Source organism: Bacillus sp. FSL K6-3200 (genome assembly GCF_038630485.1).
Classification (GTDB): Bacteria; Bacillota; Bacilli; order Bacillales; family Bacillaceae; genus Bacillus; species Bacillus safensis.
Map to the genome: position 1 here is coordinate 3,117,275 of NZ_CP152032.1, position 22,172 is coordinate 3,139,446.

Genomic DNA, 22,172 nt, shown 5'->3' on the forward strand with positions numbered 1-22,172 from the left:
TTTTACTTAAAAGCGTTAATGCGATGAAGGGAGATTGAGTCATGAGGTACTTAACAGCAGGTGAATCACATGGTCCACAACTGACCACAATTATTGAAGGAGTTCCAGCGGGACTTTACATAGAGCAGGATGACATCAATTATGAATTGGCTAGAAGACAAAAAGGTCATGGCCGCGGAAGAAGAATGCAGATTGAAAAAGACCAGGCAAAAGTGTTAAGTGGTGTTCGCCACGGGAGAACATTGGGTTCTCCAATCGCACTTGTTGTTGAAAATAACGATTGGAAGCACTGGACAAAGGTGATGGGGGCAGAGCCGATCACAGAAGAAGAAGAAAGTGAAATGAAGCGTCAAATCTCCCGTCCAAGACCAGGACATGCGGATTTAAATGGTGCGATCAAATATGGACACCGTGATATGAGAAACGTATTAGAGCGCTCATCAGCCCGCGAGACAACTGTTCGCGTAGCAGCAGGCGCAGTTGCCAAACAAATCTTGGCGCATCTAGGGATTAAAGTAGCTGGACATGTTCTCGAAATTGGCGGAGTGAAGGCAGCTCATACAGCATATGAGTCTATTGAAGATTTGCAAAAGGTAACAGAAGAATCACCTGTTCGCTGCTATGACAGTGAAGCAGGTCAGAAAATGATGGATGCAATTGATGAAGCGAAGAAAAACGGCGATTCAATTGGTGGAATTGTTGAAGTCATCGTTGAAGGAATGCCGGTTGGGGTTGGCAGCTATGTTCATTATGACCGTAAATTAGACAGCAAGCTTGCTGGCGCCGTACTTAGTATCAACGCTTTTAAAGGGGTTGAATTCGGTATTGGGTTCGAGGCAGCCTCTAAAAATGGCAGTGAGGTCCATGATGAAATCATCTGGGATGAAGAAAAGGGCTATACGAGAAAAACAAATCGCCTAGGTGGTCTTGAAGGCGGAATGTCAACGGGTATGCCAATTGTCGTAAGAGGGGTGATGAAGCCAATCCCTACTCTTTATAAGCCGCTTCAAAGCGTTGACATTGAAACAAAAGAACCTTTCTCTGCAAGTATTGAACGCTCTGACAGCTGTGCCGTTCCTGCTGCAAGTGTTGTCGCAGAAGCAGTCGTGGCATGGGAAATTGCCAATGCAGTTGTAGAGCAGTTTGGCCTTGACCAAATCGACCGCATTAAAGAAAATGTTGAAAAAATGCGCCAGCTTCAGAGGGAATTTTAATGAAAACACTGGAAGTTAAGACGTCTTCAGCCACTTATCCTGTATTTATCGGTGATGGGATTAAACGCAATATCGTTGACTTGATAACTTCCACTGGGCATTCCTATACGAAGCTCTTAATCGTCACAGATGCAGCTGTTGATGCCATTTATGGTGATGAGATGGTTCGCTTACTTCAGCAGAAGTGGCCTGTGAACAAAGTGGTTGTGCCAAGCGGAGAGCAGTCAAAATCCTTTGCCGAATTTGAGCATATTCATACGAAAGCCATTCAATTTCAGCTTGATCGTTCTTCCTGCATCATTGCGCTGGGAGGCGGCGTGATTGGAGATTTGGCTGGCTTTGCAGCTGCCACTTATATGAGAGGCATTGACTTTATCCAAGTTCCGACGACGCTGCTGGCACATGACAGTGCAGTTGGCGGGAAAACAGGGATCAACCATCCGCTCGGTAAAAATTTAATCGGTGCGTTTCATCAGCCGAAAGCTGTGATCTATGATACGAGTATGCTTGAGACTCTATCTCAAATTGAACGAAGATCAGGCTTTGCAGAAGTCATCAAACATGCACTGATTTCAAGTGAAGAATTTTTATCAGAACTGATGTCCATTCGTTCTCTGACGGATATATCAAAGAGCGATCTGGCACATATGCTGTATCAAGGCATTCAAGTCAAAGCGTCAATTGTTCAAGAAGATGAAAAAGAACAAGGCGTGCGTGCATTTTTGAATTTAGGCCATACACTCGGGCATGCCATTGAAGCAGAGTACGGATACGGCGCCATCACACATGGAGATGCCATTGCAATCGGCATGCAGTTTGCGCTGTATGTGAGCGAAAAGCAGCTGGGACTCAGTTTCAATCGTACGGAACTAAAAGAGTGGATGAAAGAGCTCGGGTTCCCGGTGCAAGTCACACAAGATATTTCCACGAAAACATTTGTTGACCGGATGATTGGTGATAAAAAAGCAAGAGGCGGCAGTGTTCAATTTGTTTTATTAAAACAGGTTGGAGACGTCACCTTACAGTCTTTCACAAAAGATGAGCTGCACTACTGGCTCGAAGAATGGAAACGGGAGGAGGGATGTCTATGATGTTTCGCGGGATACGTGGGGCTACAACTGTGATAGAAGATACAGAAACAGAAGTGTTAAACAAAACGAAACAGCTGCTAGAAGCGATCATTTCAAGAAACCAAGTAGATCCAGAACGTGTCGTGCAGATCTTGATTTCAGCTACACAAGATATTCACTCCGTTTTTCCGGCAAAAGCACTTCGTCAGTTTGAAGGATGGACATATGTACCTGTTACATGTATGCAGGAACTGGACATTGATGGCGGTTTAAAGCAATGTATTCGTGTCTTAATGACTGTCCAGACAGATACAAAGCAGGAAGACATACAGCATGTGTACTTGGAAGAAGCAGTGACGCTTCGCCCTGATTTACAGTTGACAAAAAACAAGGAATTATAATACGATATGAACAGCCGAAGTTTACACACAGGTGTAAACGGCATTGCAAGCTTAGAGAAGATGAGAATGAGACTAGGGTAGTTGAGATGAGTAGAGTTGAGCAGAGATACGATACTTCTATTTAATCATACTGCCTAAAAGAGTAACCCTCTTTTAGGCTTATTTCGTATACTCATACAAACCCTCTATATGTCCCCTCATTCTCCTTAATCCCATTTAAGGAGTGTGCTTATGAATTCCCAATCAAACCTGACCCAATTTTTAAAGGACAGTGAGTCCTACAAAACGATCCCAATTGTTGAAACCATTACAGTCGATACGCTCTCACCGATTCAAATTGTTGAAAAACTCAAACAAGATATTGTGTATTTGCTAGAAAGCAAAGATGAGTCTTCCAGCTGGTCGAGATATTCCTTCATTGGATTGCACCCGTTTTTAACCTTACACGATGACCAAAACAAATACATTGCACGTGACGCTGCGGGGCAGGAAGTCATGCGAAAGCAAGAGCTGAAAGAACTGCTAGATTGGATGAAAGAGCAATATCAAATCAAAACGCCAGATATTGATATCCCATTTACAGGCGGGGCTGTTGGGTACTTAAGCTACGATCTGATCCCAAACATTGAACCTTCTGTCAGGCCTCACCGAAGCGCATCGCTGGCAGAAAATTGCACATTATTTGTCTGCCAAACAATGATTGCCTTTGATCATGAAACAAATCATGTTCATTTTATCCAGTACACCGAGCTAACCGGACATGAAACAGAAGACGAAAAAATACGCGCTTACAAAGAAAATCAAAAGCAGCTTGAACAGATGATTCACAAGCTCCATTCAAAGGTTGATATGAAAGAACTGATTTTATCAGGGAATATGAATGAGCCGCCGTCCTTTGAACATGTGACGTCCACCTATGAAAAAGCGCAATTTTTAAAAGACGTAGAAAAAATCAAAGACTACATTCGAGCGGGTGATATTTTCCAAGGCGTACTCTCACAGCGATTTGATATCCCTGTGTCAGTGAGTTCATTTGAGTTATACCGCGTGCTTCGGATTGTGAATCCATCTCCATATATGTATTTTATGAAATTAAAAGATCGTGATTTAGTTGGAAGCTCGCCAGAACGATTAATTCATGCTAAAAATGGGCATCTAGAAATTCATCCTATTGCAGGCACAAGAAAACGAGGAAGAACAAGAGAAGAGGATGCTGAGCTAGCAAGAGAACTGCTTGAAGATGAAAAGGAAAAAGCAGAGCATTACATGTTAGTGGATCTTGCCAGAAATGATGTAGGCCGTGTGGCAGAATACGGCAGTGTGTCCGTACCGACCTTTACAAAAGTAGTGAATTTTTCACATGTCATGCACATCATCTCCATTGTGACAGGAAAGCTAAAGCGGGATACACATCCAGTCGATGCGCTCATGTCCGCATTCCCTGCAGGTACATTAACAGGTGCTCCCAAAATAAGAGCGATGCAATTACTAAATGAAATGGAGCCTGAGCCAAGGGAAACGTATGGCGGCTGTATTGCCTATATTGGATTCGACGGCAATATCGACTCCTGTATTACCATTCGTACGATGAGCGTCAAAAATCAGACCGCTTCTATACAAGCAGGCGCCGGCATTGTGGCTGATTCTGTCCCGGAAAATGAATGGGAAGAAACTTGCAACAAGGCAGGAGCACTTCTGAAAGCCATTCAGCTTGCGGAACATATTTTCTCAGAAAAGGAGAGTGTGCAGGATGAATCACCGACTATCAGCTCTTGTTAATGGAGGCTTTCTATCAGAAAATGAAGCAAATAAACTCATGCATGATATGATGAGCGGCACTTTAACAGATGCGGAAGTCGCTGCAAGTCTCTCGATTTTAGCGCATAGAGGAGAAACCGCTGAAGAAATGACAGGCTTCGTGAAAGCCATGCGGCAAAATGCAGAACCAATGGAACGATCGCTTGATGTTGTTGATACTTGCGGCACAGGAGGCGATGGACTCTCCACCTTTAATATATCAACTGCTGCCGCCATTGTCGCTTCTGCTGCTGGAGCCAAAATCGCCAAACACGGAAATCGATCAGTTTCTTCTAAAAGCGGGAGTGCTGATGTACTAGAGTGTCTTGGGATTCACATTCAATCCACACCAGAAGAAACAAGAAGACAAATACAAGAGAAAAACATGGGCTTTTTATTTGCACCATTGTATCATTCATCTATGAAACAAGTAGCCGCAGTCCGCAAGCAGCTAGGCTTCCGGACGGTATTTAATCTATTAGGCCCGCTTTGCCACCCAATGCAAGCGAAAAAGCAAATCATTGGCGTTTACTCAAAGGAAAAGGCGAAATTAATGGCGAAAGCCCTTGCGCCGTTAGAGCCAGAACATGTGCTGTTTGTCTGCGGAGAAGATGGACTGGATGAATTAACGATTACTGCAAATTCGTATGTGATTGAACTCAAAAAAGATGTCATGACAGAATATACACTAAACCCAGAAGACTTTGGGCTGCAAAAAGGATATTTATCAGATATTCAGGTCCAATCACCGGAAGAGAGCGCCAAATTGATTCAGAATATATTGAATCATCAAACAGAAGGGGCGCCGCTTCATATTACAGCCCTGAATGCTGGAGCGGCTTTATATGTCGCAGGGAAGTCAGAAAGCCTCATGGCAGGAACATTAAAAGCGTTTGAAACAATTAAAAATGGTGCAGCTAAAGAACAATTGGCTCGGTTAAAACAAAAAACGAAGGAGGAAGAGATCTATGCTTAATCAAATCATTGCCCGCAAAAAAGAACATATCCAAACATTGCAGTTACCAGAGGATGGACACTTTGAAAGACGATCCTTTAAAGAAGCACTTATGAATCCTCATCGCTCAATTGGTCTAATTGCTGAGGTGAAAAAAGCGTCTCCCTCCAAAGGAATCATTCAACCGAATTTTGATCCATTAAAAACAGCAAAAGCTTACGAAAAATCAAACGCTGATTGCTTATCTGTTTTAACGGATGAACCGTTCTTTCAAGGGAAAAACGAATACCTGTCCCTTATTAAAAAACAAATCGATCGTCCGATTTTAAGAAAAGATTTCATCATTGACTCCATACAGGTAGAAGAGTCAAGACGTATAGGAGCAGATGCCATTTTATTAATTGGAGAAGTACTTGAGCCGCAAAAGCTGCACGAGCTCTATGCTGAAGCGAAAGAGAAAGACCTTGATGTCCTTGTCGAAGTACATGCAGCAGATACACTGGAAAATATTTTAAAGTTGTTCACTCCGGAAATCATTGGAGTGAACAACCGGAATTTAAATACATTTACAACAACAGTCGAACAAACAAAAGAGATCGCACCACTCGTTCCAAACGATGCCTTACTAGTGAGTGAGAGCGGTATTCAAACATTCGATGATCTAACCTTTGTGAAGAAACATGGAGCTGGTGCAGTCCTTGTAGGTGAATCATTAATGAGAGAACAATCACAAGAAAAAGCCGTTCAGACATTGTTTGGAGAATGAATACGATGAAGCCTTATTTAAAATATTGCGGAGCAGTATCTCAAGAAGATGTGGAATGCATTGCGCAATCTCACGCAGATGCCATCGGATTTATTTTTGCTCCAAGTAAAAGACAAGTCCAGCCAGATCAAGTGAAACAATGGCTCATCCAAACAAAGTGTAAGAAAAAGATCGCCGGTGTATTTGTAAATGAAGAGATACAAAAAGTGTGTGACATCACTAAATATATTCCTTTAGATATCGTACAGCTTCATGGAGATGAAACGCAGGATGACGCAAAAGAAATCAAACAACAAACAGGGGCTGTCGTTTGGAAAGTGTTCCACCACGAGTCCGATGTAACAAGAACGCTTGAAAAAATGACGGCATTTGCGCCTGTTGTCGATGGCTTCCTCATTGATTCGAAAGTAAAAGGGATGAGAGGCGGCTCTGGAACAGCTTTTGCTTGGGAGGCAGTGCCTCTATACGTTAAACATGCAAAACGGCTAGGGAAGACTTGCATAATTGCAGGCGGCATCACACCAAAAACGGTAGCAGAGCTCCTTACCTATGGTCCAGAAGCGCTCGATCTTTCAAGCGGAATAGAAGAAAACGGGAAGAAAAGCAGCGCTAAGATCGAAGCGCTCGAAGAAAGGATGTTAAATGATGTACGCATATCCAAATGAGATTGGCAGATACGGAGAATTCGGAGGGAAATTTGTCCCGGAAACGCTCATGCAGCCACTTGCAGAAATCGAACAAGCATTTCGCGAATTAAAAGAAGACCCTGCTTTTCAGGCAGAATATGTATCACTACTTCGAAACTATTCAGGCAGACCTACTGCGCTTACATATGCTGACCAATTATCAGCATACCTAGGCGGCGCAAAAATCTATTTGAAAAGAGAAGATTTAAACCACACAGGTGCTCATAAAATTAACAATGCGTTAGGGCAGGCCCTGCTTGCGAAAAAAATGGGGAAATCAAACATCATCGCAGAAACAGGCGCAGGTCAGCACGGAGTAGCTGCTGCAACGGTAGCCGCAAAGTTCGGGCTATCCTGCACGGTATTTATGGGAAAAGAAGATGTGGAAAGACAATCACTCAATGTTTTCCGAATGAAACTGCTTGGCGCTGAAGTCATACCTGTCACAAGCGGGAATGGCACATTAAAAGACGCGACCAACGAGGCTATCCGCTATTGGGTTCAGCACTGCAGTGATCATTTTTATATGATCGGCTCCGTTGTAGGCCCTCATCCGTATCCTCAAATCGTCAGCGAGTTCCAGCGGATGATTGGTGATGAAGCAAAAGAGCAGCTGCTTGAAAAAGAGGGCACGCTTCCTCAAAAAGTCATTGCCTGTGTCGGCGGCGGGAGTAATGCCATTGGAATGTACCGGGCGTTTTTAGATGAAGAGGTAGATATCATTGGTGTAGAGGCCGCTGGAAAGGGAATCGATACTCAGCTCCATGCTGCAACCATCACGAAAGGAACAAAAGGAGTGATTCACGGATCTTTGACCTATTTAATCCAAGACGAATTTGGTCAAATTATTGAGCCATATTCTATCTCCGCTGGTTTAGATTATCCGGGAATTGGACCAGAGCACGCATATTTACATGCGAGCGGACGGGTTCAATATGTAAGTGCGACAGATCAAGAAGCACTAGATGCCCTAAAGCTGCTGACTGAAAAAGAAGGAATTCTGCCAGCAATTGAATCTGCACATGCACTAGCCAAGGCGTTTGAGGTAAGCAAGACGATGAATGAAGATGAAATCGTCCTTGTCTGCCTGTCAGGAAGAGGCGATAAGGATGTGCATACATTAATGAACGTGCTTGAAAGTGAGGGGAAAGCAAAATGATCACATTTCAATTAGAGCAAGGCGAGAAATTATTTATCCCATTTATCACAGCAGGAGATCCGTCAGAAGACATCACGATTGATTTAGCTATCTCCCTTCAAGCAGCCGGTGCACATGCGATTGAACTAGGTGTTCCTTATTCCGATCCACTAGCGGACGGTCCTGTCATCCAAAGAGCTTCCAAAAGAGCTCTAAATCATGGCATGAATATCGTAAAAGCGATAGAATTAGCAGGGAAGATGAAAAAAAACGGTGTAAAAATTCCTGTAATTCTATTTACGTATTATAATCCTGTGTTACAATTAGACACAGAATACTTTTTCGCTTTACTGCGCAAAAATCATATTTCGGGACTCTTAACACCCGACTTGCCGTTTGAAGAGAGCAGCGAGCTGCAAAAGAACTGTCAAACACATGACATTTCATATATTTCACTCGTTGCACCAACAAGCAAGGAACGATTAGTAAACATTGTAGAGCAGGCAGAAGGTTTTGTGTATTGTGTTTCATCTCTTGGTGTAACAGGTGTCAGACAATCCTTTGACGCGTCAATTACAGATTTTATTCAACAAGTGAAACAACTGAGTCACATACCGGTTGCGGTCGGTTTTGGCATCTCAACAAGAGAGCAGGTAGACTCAATGAATAAACTGAGTGACGGTGTTGTTGTCGGAAGTGCGCTTGTGAAAAAAATTGAAGAGCTTCAAGAGCAATTGCTAGCAAGTGATACACGCCAAGAGGCTTTAAGAGAATTTGAAACATATGCAAAAACATTTAGTCCCCTCTATTCATTCAAATGAGGTGAAACATTTTGCAAATCAAAGATCAATTAAAACAGCTAAAACCGTATCAACCTGGGAAACCAATTGAAGAGGTCAAAAAAGAATATCAATTAGACAAAATTGTGAAATTGGCTTCAAATGAAAACCCTTTTGGATGTTCTGTACATGCAAGAGAGGCAATACAAGCTGAGCTCGAACATTTAGCGATTTATCCTGATGGATACAGCGCAAGTTTAAGAACGGAGCTTGCTGAGTTTCTTCAAGTAAGTGAAAAACAATTAATTTTCGGGAATGGCTCAGATGAACTTGTGCAAATTATTGCGAGAGCATTCCTTGACCAACATACAAATACCGTCATCCCATCACCATCTTTTCCGCAATACCGTCACAATGCAGTGATTGAACATGCTGAAATTCGAGAAGTGCCTCTTTTAGACGGAGGAGCTCACGATCTGAAGGGTATGCTGGATGCGATCGATGAAAACACGAAGGTTGTCTGGGTATGTAATCCAAATAACCCGACAGGAAATCATTTGTCAGAATCTGAGATTGTGGCGTTTTTAGACGAAGTGCCAGCTCACGCGCTTGTTGTACTAGATGAAGCGTATTTTGAATACGTTCGTGCGGAAGATTTTCCAAACAGTTTATCTTTATTAAAAACTTATCAAAATGTCATTGTACTTCGAACGTTTTCTAAAGCGTATGGACTTGCAGCGCTTCGAGTAGGCTACGGAATTGCATCAGAAGAGCTGATTACTGCCATTGAACCAGCGAGAGAACCGTTTAATACTAGTCGTATCGCTCAGGCAGCTGCGCGTGCAGCGATAAAAGATCAAGACTTCATTCAAGCATGCAGACAGAAAAATGAAGCAGGCCTTAAGCAATATCAAGATTTTGCTGACCGTTTTGGACTATATATCTATCCATCTCAAACAAACTTTGTGCTGATTGATTTTAAAAGAGATGCCGATGAATTGTTCAATGCATTATTGAAAAAAGGCTACATTGTTCGTTCCGGGAAAGCACTTGGTTTTCCGACTTCTTTACGTATTACCGTCGGAACAAAAGAGCAAAATGAAGAAATTTTAAGTACACTTGCCGATTTAATGCAAGGCATTCGTGCGTAGCATAACCTGAAAGTCATATCCTAAGGCGGGATATGACTTTCATTGTACCAACCTCAATACATATAAGCTGTTGAAATAGGTTGTTTAATTTTCGCGAAAAATCAGGTGATGAATATGAATGATGCAAACGAAACAATATTAATCGCTGGACTAGGTTTAATTGGAGGGTCCATTGCACTCTCAATTAAAAAAGAGTATCCTCATAAAAAAATTGTAGGATTTGATGTTTCCAAAGAGCAAATGGTTGCTGCAACAAAGCTGGGTATCATTGATTTAGCCGCTGATTCGTTTATGGCGGGCTTAGAAGAAGCTTCGACCATTATTTTGGCAACACCTGTCCAGCAAACAGTGAAGATGCTTAGCGATATTGCAGACTCTGGAATTGATAGAGAACTCACAATCACTGATGTCGGCAGCACAAAGCAAAAGGTCGTCCATTTTGCTGAAAGAGCATTGCCTAAGCATTACCAATTTATTGGTGGACATCCAATGGCAGGCTCTCATAAGTCAGGTGTTATTGCAGCGAAAGACTTTTTATTTGAAAATGCGTTCTACATATTAACGCCTGCAAAGGAAACAAACCGTCAAGCTGTTGATCAGTTGATGGATTTGTTAAAGGGGACAAATGCTCATTTCATTGAGATGACACCAGAAGAACATGATGCTGTGACAAGTGTTATTAGCCATTTTCCTCATATTGTTGCAGCCAGCCTTGTGCATCAAGCACATCATTTTGAAGAACAATTCCCACTTGTTAAACGGTTTGCTGCTGGAGGCTTTCGTGATATCACACGAATTGCTTCAAGCAATCCTGCAATGTGGCGGGATATCCTGCTGCACAATAAACACAAGATTTTAGACCGTTTTCATGAATGGAAAAAAGAGATCAACCGCATTGAAACCTTCGTACAGCAAGAAGATGCTGAAGGATTGTTCTCTTATTTTCAAGATGCAAAGGAATATCGCGATGGACTTCCTCTAAGGAAAAAAGGAGCCATTCCTGCTTTTTATGATCTGTATGTCGATGTTCCGGATCACCCTGGGGTTATTTCAGAGATCACAGGTCATCTAGCAAGTGAAAACATTAGTATTACAAATATCCGTATTATTGAGACACGGGAAGACATTAATGGGATTTTACGCATTAGTTTTCAAACAGATGACGACCGAAAGCGTGCAGAAATCTGTATAAAAAATAGAGCGAATTACGATACATTTTATGCTGACTGAGGTGACAAACATGAAAATTCATAAAAATGCTCCTATGAATGGAGAAATTCATATCCCAGGTGATAAATCTATTTCACATCGATCAGTGATGTTTGGTGCAATTGCTGATGGGACCACATTAGTGAAAAACTTTCTTCCTGGAGCGGATTGTTTAAGTACGATTGATTGCTTTAGAAAGATGGGCGTTGAAATTGAACAAAAAGGGACAGATGTTGTCATTCATGGTAAGGGACTGAAAGAGCTCAAGGAGCCGTCTGACATTCTTGATGTAGGCAATTCTGGTACAACCATTCGATTAATGATGGGAATATTAGCTGGTTGTGAGTTTCACAGTACACTAATCGGTGATGAGAGTATTGCCAAAAGACCAATGAAACGAGTGACGGGTCCGCTTAAACAACTAGGAGCCAAAATAGACGGCAGAGCAAATGGCGAGTATACACCACTTTCTATTCGTGGTGGTCATTTAAAAGGAATCTCTTATGAATCTCCGGTGGCAAGTGCACAAATTAAGTCGGCTGTCCTTTTAGCTGGGCTTCAAGCAGAGGGAACAACGACATTAATTGAACCACATAAATCAAGAGATCATACAGAAAGAATGCTCTCTATGTTTGGTGTAAAACTAGCTGAAGATGAACAAAGTGTTTCCATTGAAGGCGGCCAGACATTAACAGCAACAGATATATTTGTTCCTGGAGACATCTCTTCAGCTGCATTTTTCCTTGTAGCTGGATCAATCGTTCCTAATAGCCGAATCGTTTTAAAAAATGTCGGGCTAAACAAAACAAGAACCGGTATTATTGATGTGCTGAAACTTATGGGTGCAAACCTTGAGATCAATGAAGTAGATGCCAAAGGCGGAGAACCGTATGGTGATTTAACGATATCTACTTCATCATTAAAAGGGATTGAAATTTCTGGTGACATGATTTCAAGACTCATCGATGAAATTCCGATTATTGCGCTTCTTGCGACCCAAGCAGAAGGAACAACGATCATTAAAGATGCTGCTGAGTTAAAGGTAAAAGAAACCAATCGAATTGATACAGTCGTATCAGAACTAAAAAAACTCGGTGCTGATATTGAAGCAACAGATGATGGTATGCAGATTCATGGTAAAACTACGCTTCAAGGCGGCGCAGTCGTCTCAAGCTACGGAGATCACCGTATCGGTATGATGCTGGGAATTGCAGCATGTGTGACAAAGCAAGCAATTGAGATTGAAGATACAGATGCTGTTCGTGTCTCATACCCGAATTTCTTTGAACACATTGAATACTTAACGAAAACAGTCTGAGGATGTCCTCAGGCTTTTTCTTTCCTTTTGCATATTTGTCAGAAATATAGCATAGCTTGTCTCAAGGTGAAACCTTGAAAAAAATCATTTTGTTCGATAAAAACAGTGCTTGCAGTTTACAAATCATCAGTTTCGTAAAGGATGAAATGAAAAACAGTCTTTAAAACACAAAAATGGGTTCAATTTAAAAGAGCAACATATTTGCTGGATGCGTACCTGTCGATTATGATATGAAGTAACAATAGTTTAGGTTTTTGGAAACAGAAAGGAACGGTTTGATTTGAATAGTTCATTACAAGAAGCCATAAAATTAGTTGAGGCAGGTGAGACTGAAAAAGGACTCCAAACACTTGCTCAAGCAGAGAAGCATTTGCATGATGAAGAAAAGGCGCAGGCGGCTCAATTATATTATGATTGGGGAGATATCGATAAAGCACGGAATCTCATCAGTGATTTACATGATTTATATCCAGAGGAAACAGGTTTAACGTGTTTTTATGCAGAGCTGTTGATTGACTCTGATGAGGAAGAGAAGGCGATTGCAGTATTAGAAACGATTCCTGAACATGATGATGCGTACCCAGAGAGTTTATTGTTAATGGCAGATTTGTATCAAATGCAAGGACTATTTGAAGTCAGTGAACAAAAGCTTTTAAAAGCGAAAGAACTACTTCCGAATGAAGCCATCATCGATTTTGCATTAGGTGAGTTGTATTTTTCTCAAGGTCTTTCAAAGAAAGCGGCCGATTATTTCTACAAAGTGGCAGATCAACAGCATGAGGTTGGCGGTGTCAATGTGTATCAGCGGCTCGCTGAATCACTCAGCACAGCTGGAGAATTTGAGGATGCACTTGAATGGTACGAAAAGGCAGTAAAAGATCAAGCAGACCCGAATACTCTTTTTGGCTACGGATTTACAGCAATGAGGGCTGGCAGAACGAAAACAGCCATTCAGCAGCTGACAGAATTGAAAGATATTGATCCGTCCTATTCGTCACTTTATATGCCTTTAGCGAAAAGTTATGAGGAAGAAGGACTATATCACGAGGCTTTAGAGGTAGTAAAAGAGGGTATTAAAGTTGATGAGTATAACAAAGAATTATATTTATATGGTGCCAAGATTGATTTGAAAAATGGAGATTCAGAAGATGCGAAAAAACTGCTTCAAGAAGCACTTGCTCTCGATCCGGGTTATATTGAAGCAGTTCAAACATTGCTGGCGATCTATTTAAATGAAGAGCTGTTTGATGAAATTCTAGATGTTATTAAAGAGGTTAAAAGCTTTGGGGAAGATGATCCTAAATGGAATTGGTATGCTGCATCTGCTTCTGTCGGACGAGAAGAATACAAAGAAGCTGCCGAGTATTTCAAGCTTGCCCTGCCTGATTTTGATGAGGAACGTGACTTTTTATATGAATACGCTTCGTTCCTTTTAGAAGAGGGCAGACAAAAAGAGGCATTGCCGTTATTACGCAAAGTTCTTGAGAAAGATGGCACGAATGAAGAAATTGAAGAAACGATTTTAAGAATTGAAGACGAAATTTCCTTATAGTTTGCAGGAATGAAGAACTGGTTTGTTGAATAATTCATGTATAGCAATTTAATTTACGATAGAGGAGGGAATAACATGCAGACCCCTGTTTCTGTCAATGAAAAGAAGGAATTTATCCGGTGGTTCTTAAACCATTATCAGCTAAAGCGAAGAGAGTGTGTTTGGATATTAAATTATTTAATGAGTCACGACTCTTTGATGGAAAAGGTTCATTTTGTAGAGCAAGCAGAATTTTGCCCAAGGGGAATCATCATGTCGACACATTGTGTGGATGAAGTTCCCTTTAGATTTTATAAAGAAAACATCATGACGACAGATGCTGAAAAGTCATTTCATGATATTCGTTTGAATAAACAGCAGGATTTGTTTATTCAATTGAATTTCCGTTCTGCATATCGTTCGCCGGAATATGCAGCGGTTCTTGAAACAAATCCTCATATTCCAAAGGATCTTTATGAGAACGAAAAAGATAAGGATCTTGCTGAGAAAGTGCTTGAGCACTCAATCGCAACTTTCCAAAAAGAACGGCTTATGAAAGAGATAGATGAAGCACTTGACCGTCATGATCAAGAAACATTTAATAAGCTGGCAAAAGAATTAAGCCTATTGTCATAAACTGAACGAATAAGCCTTGCCCTATACAGGCAGGGCTTATGTCATGAAAGAGGGGAATTTGATGAGGTTTCAATCAGAGGACGCGGATCGCTTTTTGCAATCTAAAGATTACATTGATACCGCTATCATTCCATTAGTTGGGATTGATGCGGATCAAATGAAACAAACCGTGTCTTTGGGAGAATTTACTATTCTTGTAGCAGATGAACTTGAAAGACAGTTAAAAGGACGGGTTTTTCTTTTTCCGCCACATACATATTTGGAAGTGAGTGACCGGAGACAAGAAGACATACTCACAATGAAGCAGTCGCTCAAAGATCATTTTCAGCATGTCATATTGATCACATCTGATCACAAGTGGAAAGAGCATGCTGAGATCAGTGAATCGCTATTTTTGCTCAAGCCTGTTCCGCTGGAGCATTTGAAGGTTGAATTAAAGCAAAAAGTCATTCAAGACAGTGTAGAACAAATTTTGAACTTTTTGTTACAAAAATGGAACCCTTCATAAAAACCCTTACATTTGCATTGTACATAGCTTTTTAGGATGTTGACCTTGTGAATAGATTGATATATTATGAGGGTGTCCTAGTTTTATGAAATTTTTTCTAATTCAGTTATAAAGTAGCTGACGACCTGAGGGGGGGAGAAAAAAATGAGCGAGAAGAGACATGGAGTGTCCAGGCGTCAATTTTTGAATTACACGTTGACCGGCGTGGGGGGATTTATGGCCGCTGGAATGCTCATGCCTATGGTTCGCTTTGCGCTTGACCCTGTGCTAAAAGGAACAGAGGATCAGGATATGGTTCAAGTTGTCAGTGTAGATGAACTGACAAAGGAACCGAAGCGCTTTGACTTTAAAATTGATCAAGTAGATGCATGGTACGAGTCAAAGGAATCTAGGTCAGCATGGGTGTACAAAGAAGGGGATGAAATTGTCGCTTTATCGCCAATCTGTAAACATTTAGGATGTACAGTGAACTGGAACAGTGATCCGAAAAATCCAAACAAATTTTTCTGCCCGTGCCACTACGGGCTGTACGACAAGGATGGTACAAACGTACCCGGAACTCCACCGCTTGCACCGCTTGACCATTATAAGCAGCAAGTGAAGGACGGATACCTCTATCTTGGAAAAGCTGTGCCGAAAGGGGAAGGGTAACGATGCTTAACAAGATTTACGATTGGGTAGATGAGCGGCTGGACATTACACCGATATGGAGAGATATCGCGGATCACGAGGTGCCAGAGCACGTCAATCCAGCACATCATTTCTCCGCTTTTGTGTATTGTTTTGGTGGTTTAACGTTTTTTGTGACAGTCATTCAAGTCCTTTCGGGCATGTTTTTAACGATGTATTACGTGCCGGATATTAAAAATGCCTGGGAATCTGTCTATTATTTGCAAAATGAAGTGGCATTTGGCCAGATTGTCAGAGGGATGCACCACTGGGGTGCGAGTTTAGTCATTGTGATGATGTTTTTACATACGCTAAGGGTCTTTTTCCAAGGGGCGTATAAAAAGCCTAGAGAGCTGAACTGGATTGTTGGTGTGCTCATTTTCTTTGTGATGCTTGGACTTGGTTTTACAGGTTATCTTTTACCATGGGATATGAAGGCGCTGTTTGCGACGAAGGTTGGTCTTCAAATTGCAGAAGCAACACCTTTCATTGGTAAAGAGATCAAAACGCTGCTTGCAGGTCATCCGGACATTGTAGGGGCACAAACGCTGACGAGATTTTTCGCTATCCATGTCTTTTTCTTGCCAGCGGCATTATTTGGGCTGATGGCTGCCCACTTTATTATGATTCGTAAGCAAGGAATTTCTGGACCGCTATAAAATGTTGCGTTTGATGAATGTTCAATGAGGAGGGGATGACTTTGCATAGGGGAAAAGGGATGAAGTTTGTCGGAGATTCCAGAATACCGGCAGAAAGAAAACCTAACATACCTAAAGACTATTCCGAATATCCGGGAAAAACAGAAGCCTTTTGGCCGAACTTTCTTTTAAAGGAATGGCTTGTAGGTGCCGTTTTTTTAATTGGATTTCTTGTCCTAACTGTTGTTCATGCGCCTCCGCTTGAGCGGATGGCTGATCCAACAGATACTGGCTATATTCCGCTGCCAGACTGGTATTTCCTATTTTTGTACCAGTTATTAAAATATGAATTTGCTGCAGGAAAATTCACTGTCGTTGGCGCGATGATTATGCCTGGAATTGCGTTTGGTGCACTTTTGCTCGCACCATTTCTTGACTCAGGTCCAGAACGCAGACCGTATAGAAGACCAATTGCAGTCGGGATGATGATCCTTGCAGTCGGCGCAGCAACATATTTAACGTGGGAGTCTGTTGCAACTCATGATTGGGAAGCAGCGGCAAAACAAGGTGAGATTAAGAAAGAAGCGGAAATTGATACTTCAGCTGAGGAGTATAAAATTTATCAAGAGCAGACATGTATCTCCTGCCACGGGGATAACATGCAGGGCGGAGCAGCCGGACCGTCACTTGTTGACAACGGTCTTTCGCCTGAGGAGATCGCTAAAATCGCTGTAGAAGGAAAAGGCAACATGCCTAAGGGTGTCTTTAAAGGCAGTGATGAAGAACTCGAAAAGCTCTCTAAATATTTATCTGAGGTCAAATCAAAATAATTCAGTTGTTTAAATGCAAGTACAAGGATATACTCAAAAGAGAAAAAGCTGGCGCTGTCAGCTTTTTTCTGATTTTAACAGATCGTGAGTGAAGAGACATATGAGATGGATTCAATATTTGCTAGCGACGCGCTACATGCTTGTGCTGGTGCTTATTATCAATTTCCTTGGCACTGTGTATGGATACTATTGGTATATTCCGCAGCTCGTAGAGACGCCGGCTGTCTTTTTAGCTTTTGTACCAGATAGTCCAACGGCCAGCTTTTTCTTTTTATTTGTATTACTTGCGTTTTTAATGAAACGAAACGCTCCTTATTTTGAAGCACTTGCTCTTGTAACCTTGATTAAATATGGGCTATGGGCGGTAGGAATGAATATCTTTGTGCTTTTATCTGTTGATGATTTTCCGTGGGAAGGATACATGCTGATTGGGTCTCACTTTGCGATGGCGGTTCAGGCCGTATTGTTTGCGCCGTATTATCGTTTTCAAATGCGACATCTCGTGGTAGCTGGCATTTGGATTTTACATAACGATGTGATTGATTATGTATTTGGTATGATGCCGCGTTATTCTATGTTGTCTGCCTATTCAAATGAGATCGGCTACGCGACGTTTTGGTTAAGTATCGCGGTTCTTCTTGTTTCGTATTATCTCGTTCTATCGAAAAAATCGGTCAAGCTGGAACTCCCTTAACAATGTTGGTCTAACCTTGTCCTTTTCTTCATACACTGTAAGGAGAAGGGCTAGGAGGGACTTGCATGAAACGAAAGCCAATCGCGATGATTCTATTATTTTTTCTCGTATTACAGCCAGCTGTTGTTAAGGGTGAGGAAACAGCTGCTAACACGCTGCAAGAATTAACGGAACTATCAGATTCCATCTTTCAATTAACGAGACAAGCTAAATATGATGAGGCATTACAAGTCGCATTGTATGTAGAAAAGACATTTAAAGCTGAGAATTGGCGTGGAACTTTGACGAATACGCAGATTCGGCAAATTACACTTGGCTATCAAGATATGATCAAAGGGCTGCCGCAGGAAGAATTGAATGAGCGCGAAAAGCTTCGTTATGCTTCTCAATTTAGAATGCTGCTCGATGCGATCCAGTCGGATTCTGAGCCTCTTTGGGGTTCGCTCGAGAAGCCCATTATGGGGTCTTTTCCTACTTTGAAAAAAGAAGTGAAAGATCCAGAATCGACGACATTTTATGAAACTTGGAATGAGCTGGTTTCTTTATACGATATGATCTATCCGAGTTTAACCATTGATATTTCGCCTGAAAAGCTCCAAACAATTAAGCAGCACATGGAAGTGATTGAGCAAGGTGAATTTTTAAAAGCTTCAAGTGGGACAAAGCTTGAACGTCTCACGAAGCTGGAAGAGGATTTGTCGAGTGTGTTTGCTCACGTCGATGAAGATGAAGCTGATCCATCACTTTTATGGGTCATCTTAACAACCGGGAGTATCATTTTATTAACGTTAACGTATGTTGGATTTCGGAAATATCGTGCTGAAAAAGAAAAGAAGCAAAAACGTCAGGCTGATTATCCTAAATCATAAAAAAAGAAGCCCAAAACTGGTGCTTCTTTTTTAATGCGGATTGAGCGGCTTTTTGTGTTCATCTAATGTGAAGCCTTCACCGAGTACATCATGCACGTCACTGACAGATACAAACGCATGAGGATCGACTGAGGTCACGACGCTTTTGAGGTGGACAAGCTCGTTTTTCGGAACGACGCAATAAAGAACGTTGCGCTCCTGTTTCGTATAGGAACCGACTCCTTTTAAGATGGTGACACCGCGCTCCATTTCATCTGTGATTTTCTTTTGAATGATGTCGTCTTTTTCAGAGATAATCATGGCGCCTTTGGCAGCGTAAGCGCCTTCTTGCATGAAGTCAATGACCTTCGCAGCAACAAACACTGCGACTAGTGTATACATTGCTTCTTTATAATTTAAGTAGGTAAGAGAGATGGTAATGACGCATGCGTCGAAGATGAACATTGTTCGTCCCATGGCCACTTGATAATGCTTATTGATCAGTCTTGCAATGATGTCCACACCGCCTGTTGTACCGCCGAATTTAAAGATGATCCCAAGGCCTGTTCCGATAAACACACCTGCAAAGAGGGCGGCTAAGGCTAAATCGTGCTGGAGAGGCATATGTATTTGAAAGCGCTGGAAGATAGCAAGAAAGACAGAAAGACTGACTGTTCCTACTATTGTATAAGTAAACATCGTTCTGCCGAGCATTTTCCAGCCAATAAAAAAGATCGGAATGTTTAAGACAAGGTTTGAAATAGATGGGTCAATGTGAAATAGAAAATATAAAAGCAGTGTAATACCTGTAAATCCGCCTTCCGCCAAATTGTTCTGCATATTAAAATGAACAAGACCGAAAGAAAAAATCGCAGATCCTATTAAAATAAAGACGATATTTTTAAGACGAATTTCTTTTAGCAAGAGACCACTCCTTTTTTTGCTTAGACAGCGATAATATTATATGGTATGGGAGAGAAACAAGCAAACTGAGTCTTAAACATTTGTCAAATATTTATGATTTCGCTAACATGTAAGAGATGGATAGGAGGATGAGCTTCATGACGAAAGAAAAAACGCTGCGTCACGTACAGCAAGAAGTAGATGATTACATAGGACAATTTAAAGAAGGCTATTTCAGCCCGCTTGCGATGATGGCCCGTCTGACAGAAGAATTAGGGGAGCTGGCAAGAGAGGTTAACCATTACTATGGAGAAAAGCCGAAAAAAACAACGGAAACAGAAAAAAGCATGGAAGAAGAAATTGGCGATGTTTTGTTTGTGTTAACATGCCTCGCTAATTCACTTGATATTTCACTAGAAGAAGCACATGATCGTGTGATGCATAAATTCAATACAAGAGATAAAGACCGCTGGACGAAAAAAGAAGGGAAGTAGAGACGATGACGAACGAAACCATCAAAGTAGTAATCGCTGGAGCAAGAGGAAGAATGGGGATAGAGGCTGTGAAGCTGGCGGAAGAAACAGGCCATTTTGAGCTGGTGGCCGCACTTGATCACGCGCATGAAGGAAAAAAATTATCTGATGTGATTCATACGACATCTAATGCGCCAATTTATACGGATATTGATGTGTGTCTTTCAGAAACAGCACCAGATGTATTAATTGATCTGACAACACCAGAAATCGGGAAAGTACATACAAAAAAAGCACTTGAACATGGCGTGCGTCCAGTCGTAGGAACAACTGGATTTTCAGAAGATGACCTAAAAGAGCTTCAGCAATTAACAGAAGAAAAGGGCATAGGCTGTATTATTGCACCAAACTTTGCTGTCGGTGCGGTCTTAATGATGAAATTTGCCAAAATGGCAGCGAATTATTTTCCTGACGTTGAAATCATTGAGCTTCACCATGATAAAAAACTAGATGCCCCAAGCGGTACGGGCTTAAAAACGGCTGAAATGATTGCAGAAGTAAGAGAAAGCAAGAAACAGGGACATCCAGAAGAGAAAGAATTAATCGAAGGTGCACGAGGAGCAGATTATGATGGTATCCGTCTGCACAGCGTGAGACTTCCTGGTATGATTGCACATCAAGAAGTACTGTTTGGAATGGACGGACAGACGCTCACCATTCGTCATGATTCTTATAACCGTGCATCCTTTATGTCAGGCGTGAAGCTTTCAGTGGAACAGGTCATGCATATTGATCAGCTCGTCTATGGTTTAGAAAATATCATCGACTAATAAGGAGTGGATTCCTGATGAACATTGCTTTAATCGCTCACGATAAGAAAAAAAGTGACATGATTCAATTTGCCACCGCGTACCGTGATATTTTGGCAGATCATACACTTTACGCAACAGGGACAACAGGTTTAAGAGTGAGAGAAGCGACGGGGCTTCCCATTCATCGTTTCCAGTCAGGACCACTTGGGGGAGATCAGCAGATCGGTGCTTTAATTGCTGATAATGCAATGGATCTTGTGCTCTTTTTTAGAGACCCGCTAACTGCGCAGCCGCATGAACCGGATGTATCTGCACTCATCCGGCTTTGCGATGTGTATACCATACCATTAGCCACTAATATGGGAACAGCTGAAATTTTAGTCAGGAATTTAAATAAAGGTACGTTTGATTTTCGAGATGTAGCAAAAAACGGAGGAACAAATGAAACAACTTGATATCCTTGCATTCGGTGCCCATAGCGATGATGTAGAGATCGGCATGGGCGGAACGATTGCAAAATACGTAAAAAAAGGGGCGCGCGTCGGGATTTGCGACTTAACTCAGGCCGAATTATCTTCAAATGGAACGGTAGAGAGCCGCAAAGAAGAATCAAAAGCCGCCGCCGCTATTTTAGGTGTCAGAGCGAGAATCCAGCTCACACTGCCAGATAGAGGGCTGTATCTAAATGATGAAGCGATGAAGGAAATTGCGGGCGTGATTCGAACATACAAACCGAAACTGATTTTCGCTCCGCACCACCAAGATCGCCATCCTGATCATGGCCATGCGGGCTCACTTGTAGAAGAGGCCGCTTTTTCTGCAGGTATACATAAATTTGAAGATTCATACAAGCAGCCAGCGCATAAAATAAGCCAAATGTATTATTACATGATTAATGGGCACCATCGTCCAGATTTTGTGATTGATATTTCTGAAGAGATGCACCAAAAAATTGATAGCTTGCATGCGTATAAAAGCCAATTTGTTAAATCGGCAAATTCAGTAGAGACACCTCTTGTGAACGGTTATATTGATTTTGTCAAAATGAGAGAGTCTATGTATGGAAGAGAAGTCAACAAAGCTTATGCAGAAGGGTTTATCACAAAGAAACCACTGTTGATGGACGATGACTTACTTGGGGGGTAA

Annotated in this window: 25 protein-coding genes; 24 read left to right on the top strand and 1 reads right to left on the bottom strand. The window is 41.7% G+C overall.

Translation table 11 applies throughout. The features are described 5' to 3' along the window. Positions 1-41: 41 nt before the first annotated feature. The 20 genes from aroC (at position 42) to ypjB (ending at position 18,859) form a co-directional block, all read left to right on the top strand. On the top strand, positions 42-1,214 hold the full coding sequence (gene aroC / locus MHI60_RS16010) for a chorismate synthase (protein ID WP_024422806.1): 1,173 nt from the start codon (positions 42-44) through the stop codon (positions 1,212-1,214). Next, positions 1,214-2,305 (top strand): 3-dehydroquinate synthase, encoded by a 1,092-nt coding sequence (gene aroB / locus MHI60_RS16015; protein ID WP_144470973.1) that lies wholly within the window; start codon positions 1,214-1,216, stop codon positions 2,303-2,305. Before aroC ends, aroB begins: the two co-directional genes overlap by 1 nt. Continuing rightward, positions 2,302-2,685, top strand: coding sequence for a chorismate mutase (gene aroH / locus MHI60_RS16020; RefSeq protein ID WP_024422804.1), 384 nt, complete (start codon positions 2,302-2,304; stop codon positions 2,683-2,685). Before aroB ends, aroH begins: the two co-directional genes overlap by 4 nt. A gap of 231 nt (positions 2,686-2,916) precedes the next feature. Beyond that, positions 2,917-4,464 (top strand): anthranilate synthase component I, encoded by a 1,548-nt coding sequence (gene trpE / locus MHI60_RS16025; protein WP_144470971.1) that lies wholly within the window; start codon positions 2,917-2,919, stop codon positions 4,462-4,464. Then, the gene (trpD, locus tag MHI60_RS16030; protein ID WP_095408881.1) at positions 4,436-5,458 is read left to right on the top strand and encodes an anthranilate phosphoribosyltransferase; all 1,023 of its coding nucleotides are present in this window, start codon (positions 4,436-4,438) and stop codon (positions 5,456-5,458) included. Before trpE ends, trpD begins: the two co-directional genes overlap by 29 nt. Next, positions 5,451-6,203 carry an indole-3-glycerol phosphate synthase TrpC gene (trpC, locus tag MHI60_RS16035; protein ID WP_095408880.1) on the top strand — a complete coding sequence of 251 codons (753 nt, stop codon included), beginning with the start codon at positions 5,451-5,453 and terminating at the stop codon, positions 6,201-6,203. The genes trpD and trpC overlap by 8 nt, the downstream gene beginning before the upstream one ends. Then, positions 6,200-6,868, top strand: a complete 669-nt coding sequence (locus tag MHI60_RS16040; RefSeq protein ID WP_144470969.1) for a phosphoribosylanthranilate isomerase — start codon at positions 6,200-6,202, stop codon at positions 6,866-6,868. Before trpC ends, MHI60_RS16040 begins: the two co-directional genes overlap by 4 nt. Beyond that, positions 6,849-8,048, top strand: a complete 1,200-nt coding sequence (gene trpB / locus MHI60_RS16045; RefSeq protein WP_144470967.1) for a tryptophan synthase subunit beta — start codon at positions 6,849-6,851, stop codon at positions 8,046-8,048. The genes MHI60_RS16040 and trpB overlap by 20 nt, the downstream gene beginning before the upstream one ends. After that, the gene (trpA, locus tag MHI60_RS16050; RefSeq protein WP_095408877.1) at positions 8,045-8,848 is read left to right on the top strand and encodes a tryptophan synthase subunit alpha; all 804 of its coding nucleotides are present in this window, start codon (positions 8,045-8,047) and stop codon (positions 8,846-8,848) included. Before trpB ends, trpA begins: the two co-directional genes overlap by 4 nt. Positions 8,849-8,859: 11 nt before the next feature. Then, positions 8,860-9,957: a histidinol-phosphate transaminase gene (gene hisC, locus MHI60_RS16055; RefSeq protein ID WP_144470965.1), complete on the top strand. Its 1,098-nt coding sequence runs from the start codon at positions 8,860-8,862 to the stop codon at positions 9,955-9,957. 114 nt (positions 9,958-10,071) lie between these two features. Further along, positions 10,072-11,187, top strand: a complete 1,116-nt coding sequence (locus MHI60_RS16060; RefSeq protein ID WP_095408875.1) for a prephenate dehydrogenase — start codon at positions 10,072-10,074, stop codon at positions 11,185-11,187. 10 nt (positions 11,188-11,197) lie between these two features. Next, positions 11,198-12,484, top strand: coding sequence for a 3-phosphoshikimate 1-carboxyvinyltransferase (gene aroA, locus MHI60_RS16065; RefSeq protein ID WP_144484501.1), 1,287 nt, complete (start codon positions 11,198-11,200; stop codon positions 12,482-12,484). Positions 12,485-12,764: 280 nt separating this feature from the next. Beyond that, the gene (locus MHI60_RS16070; RefSeq protein ID WP_095408873.1) at positions 12,765-14,036 is read left to right on the top strand and encodes a tetratricopeptide repeat protein; all 1,272 of its coding nucleotides are present in this window, start codon (positions 12,765-12,767) and stop codon (positions 14,034-14,036) included. A gap of 75 nt (positions 14,037-14,111) precedes the next feature. Beyond that, positions 14,112-14,651 carry a ReoY family proteolytic degradation factor gene (locus MHI60_RS16075; protein ID WP_008344562.1) on the top strand — a complete coding sequence of 180 codons (540 nt, stop codon included), beginning with the start codon at positions 14,112-14,114 and terminating at the stop codon, positions 14,649-14,651. Between the two features lie 61 nt (positions 14,652-14,712). Then, positions 14,713-15,159, top strand: a complete 447-nt coding sequence (locus tag MHI60_RS16080; protein ID WP_144484498.1) for a YpiF family protein — start codon at positions 14,713-14,715, stop codon at positions 15,157-15,159. A 144-nt stretch (positions 15,160-15,303) separates the two neighbouring features. After that, entirely contained in the window at positions 15,304-15,810 is a 507-nt protein-coding gene (locus tag MHI60_RS16085; RefSeq protein ID WP_007500911.1) for a ubiquinol-cytochrome c reductase iron-sulfur subunit, read from the top strand. 2 nt (positions 15,811-15,812) lie between these two features. Further along, entirely contained in the window at positions 15,813-16,487 is a 675-nt protein-coding gene (gene qcrB / locus MHI60_RS16090; RefSeq protein WP_003215804.1) for a menaquinol-cytochrome c reductase cytochrome b subunit, read from the top strand. A 41-nt stretch (positions 16,488-16,528) separates the two neighbouring features. Next, entirely contained in the window at positions 16,529-17,296 is a 768-nt protein-coding gene (locus MHI60_RS16095; protein ID WP_095408871.1) for a menaquinol-cytochrome c reductase cytochrome b/c subunit, read from the top strand. 100 nt (positions 17,297-17,396) lie between these two features. Beyond that, on the top strand, positions 17,397-17,990 hold the full coding sequence (locus MHI60_RS16100; protein WP_095408870.1) for a DUF1405 domain-containing protein: 594 nt from the start codon (positions 17,397-17,399) through the stop codon (positions 17,988-17,990). Between the two features lie 65 nt (positions 17,991-18,055). Then, positions 18,056-18,859: a sporulation protein YpjB gene (ypjB, locus tag MHI60_RS16105; protein WP_024422790.1), complete on the top strand. Its 804-nt coding sequence runs from the start codon at positions 18,056-18,058 to the stop codon at positions 18,857-18,859. Positions 18,860-18,889: 30 nt separating this feature from the next. Here ypjB and MHI60_RS16110 read toward each other — a convergent pair whose 3' ends face one another. Then, the gene (locus MHI60_RS16110; RefSeq protein ID WP_024422789.1) at positions 18,890-19,762 is read right to left on the bottom strand and encodes a YitT family protein; all 873 of its coding nucleotides are present in this window, start codon (positions 19,760-19,762) and stop codon (positions 18,890-18,892) included. Positions 19,763-19,899: 137 nt separating this feature from the next. On the opposite strand from MHI60_RS16110, the gene MHI60_RS16115 reads away from it, so the two are divergent. From MHI60_RS16115 to bshB1, 4 genes are read left to right on the top strand one after another with little or no spacing between them, the layout of a single operon-like run. Beyond that, the gene (locus MHI60_RS16115) at positions 19,900-20,235 is read left to right on the top strand and encodes a nucleotide pyrophosphohydrolase (RefSeq protein WP_024422788.1); all 336 of its coding nucleotides are present in this window, start codon (positions 19,900-19,902) and stop codon (positions 20,233-20,235) included. 5 nt (positions 20,236-20,240) lie between these two features. Next, a complete protein-coding gene (dapB, locus tag MHI60_RS16120) occupies positions 20,241-21,044 on the top strand; it encodes a 4-hydroxy-tetrahydrodipicolinate reductase (protein WP_095408867.1) in 804 nt (267 codons plus the stop codon). 17 nt (positions 21,045-21,061) lie between these two features. Beyond that, positions 21,062-21,481, top strand: coding sequence for a methylglyoxal synthase (gene mgsA / locus MHI60_RS16125; RefSeq protein WP_095408866.1), 420 nt, complete (start codon positions 21,062-21,064; stop codon positions 21,479-21,481). Continuing rightward, positions 21,468-22,172: a bacillithiol biosynthesis deacetylase BshB1 gene (gene bshB1 / locus MHI60_RS16130; protein ID WP_342502624.1), complete on the top strand. Its 705-nt coding sequence runs from the start codon at positions 21,468-21,470 to the stop codon at positions 22,170-22,172. The genes mgsA and bshB1 overlap by 14 nt, the downstream gene beginning before the upstream one ends.

What these genes read in the sequence shown, in the direction of transcription:
- trpD (WP_095408881.1), top strand. Translation starts at nt 4,436, where the DNA reads ATGAATCACCGACTATCAGCTCTTGTTAATGGAGGCTTTCTATCAGAA.
- trpE (WP_144470971.1), top strand. Translation starts at nt 2,917, where the DNA reads ATGAATTCCCAATCAAACCTGACCCAATTTTTAAAGGACAGTGAGTCC.
- MHI60_RS16040 (WP_144470969.1), top strand. Translation starts at nt 6,200, where the DNA reads ATGAATACGATGAAGCCTTATTTAAAATATTGCGGAGCAGTATCTCAA.
- aroB (WP_144470973.1), top strand. Translation starts at nt 1,214, where the DNA reads ATGAAAACACTGGAAGTTAAGACGTCTTCAGCCACTTATCCTGTATTT.
- trpA (WP_095408877.1), top strand. Translation starts at nt 8,045, where the DNA reads ATGATCACATTTCAATTAGAGCAAGGCGAGAAATTATTTATCCCATTT.
- ypjB (WP_024422790.1), top strand. Translation starts at nt 18,056, where the DNA reads ATGAAACGAAAGCCAATCGCGATGATTCTATTATTTTTTCTCGTATTA.
- aroC (WP_024422806.1), top strand. Translation starts at nt 42, where the DNA reads ATGAGGTACTTAACAGCAGGTGAATCACATGGTCCACAACTGACCACA.
- aroA (WP_144484501.1), top strand. Translation starts at nt 11,198, where the DNA reads ATGAAAATTCATAAAAATGCTCCTATGAATGGAGAAATTCATATCCCA.
- MHI60_RS16080 (WP_144484498.1), top strand. Translation starts at nt 14,713, where the DNA reads ATGAGGTTTCAATCAGAGGACGCGGATCGCTTTTTGCAATCTAAAGAT.
- MHI60_RS16115 (WP_024422788.1), top strand. Translation starts at nt 19,900, where the DNA reads ATGACGAAAGAAAAAACGCTGCGTCACGTACAGCAAGAAGTAGATGAT.
- qcrB (WP_003215804.1), top strand. Translation starts at nt 15,813, where the DNA reads ATGCTTAACAAGATTTACGATTGGGTAGATGAGCGGCTGGACATTACA.
- dapB (WP_095408867.1), top strand. Translation starts at nt 20,241, where the DNA reads ATGACGAACGAAACCATCAAAGTAGTAATCGCTGGAGCAAGAGGAAGA.
- mgsA (WP_095408866.1), top strand. Translation starts at nt 21,062, where the DNA reads ATGAACATTGCTTTAATCGCTCACGATAAGAAAAAAAGTGACATGATT.
- bshB1 (WP_342502624.1), top strand. Translation starts at nt 21,468, where the DNA reads ATGAAACAACTTGATATCCTTGCATTCGGTGCCCATAGCGATGATGTA.
- MHI60_RS16075 (WP_008344562.1), top strand. Translation starts at nt 14,112, where the DNA reads ATGCAGACCCCTGTTTCTGTCAATGAAAAGAAGGAATTTATCCGGTGG.
- MHI60_RS16060 (WP_095408875.1), top strand. Translation starts at nt 10,072, where the DNA reads ATGAATGATGCAAACGAAACAATATTAATCGCTGGACTAGGTTTAATT.
- trpB (WP_144470967.1), top strand. Translation starts at nt 6,849, where the DNA reads ATGTACGCATATCCAAATGAGATTGGCAGATACGGAGAATTCGGAGGG.
- MHI60_RS16085 (WP_007500911.1), top strand. Translation starts at nt 15,304, where the DNA reads ATGAGCGAGAAGAGACATGGAGTGTCCAGGCGTCAATTTTTGAATTAC.
- aroH (WP_024422804.1), top strand. Translation starts at nt 2,302, where the DNA reads ATGATGTTTCGCGGGATACGTGGGGCTACAACTGTGATAGAAGATACA.
- trpC (WP_095408880.1), top strand. Translation starts at nt 5,451, where the DNA reads ATGCTTAATCAAATCATTGCCCGCAAAAAAGAACATATCCAAACATTG.
- MHI60_RS16100 (WP_095408870.1), top strand. Translation starts at nt 17,397, where the DNA reads ATGAGATGGATTCAATATTTGCTAGCGACGCGCTACATGCTTGTGCTG.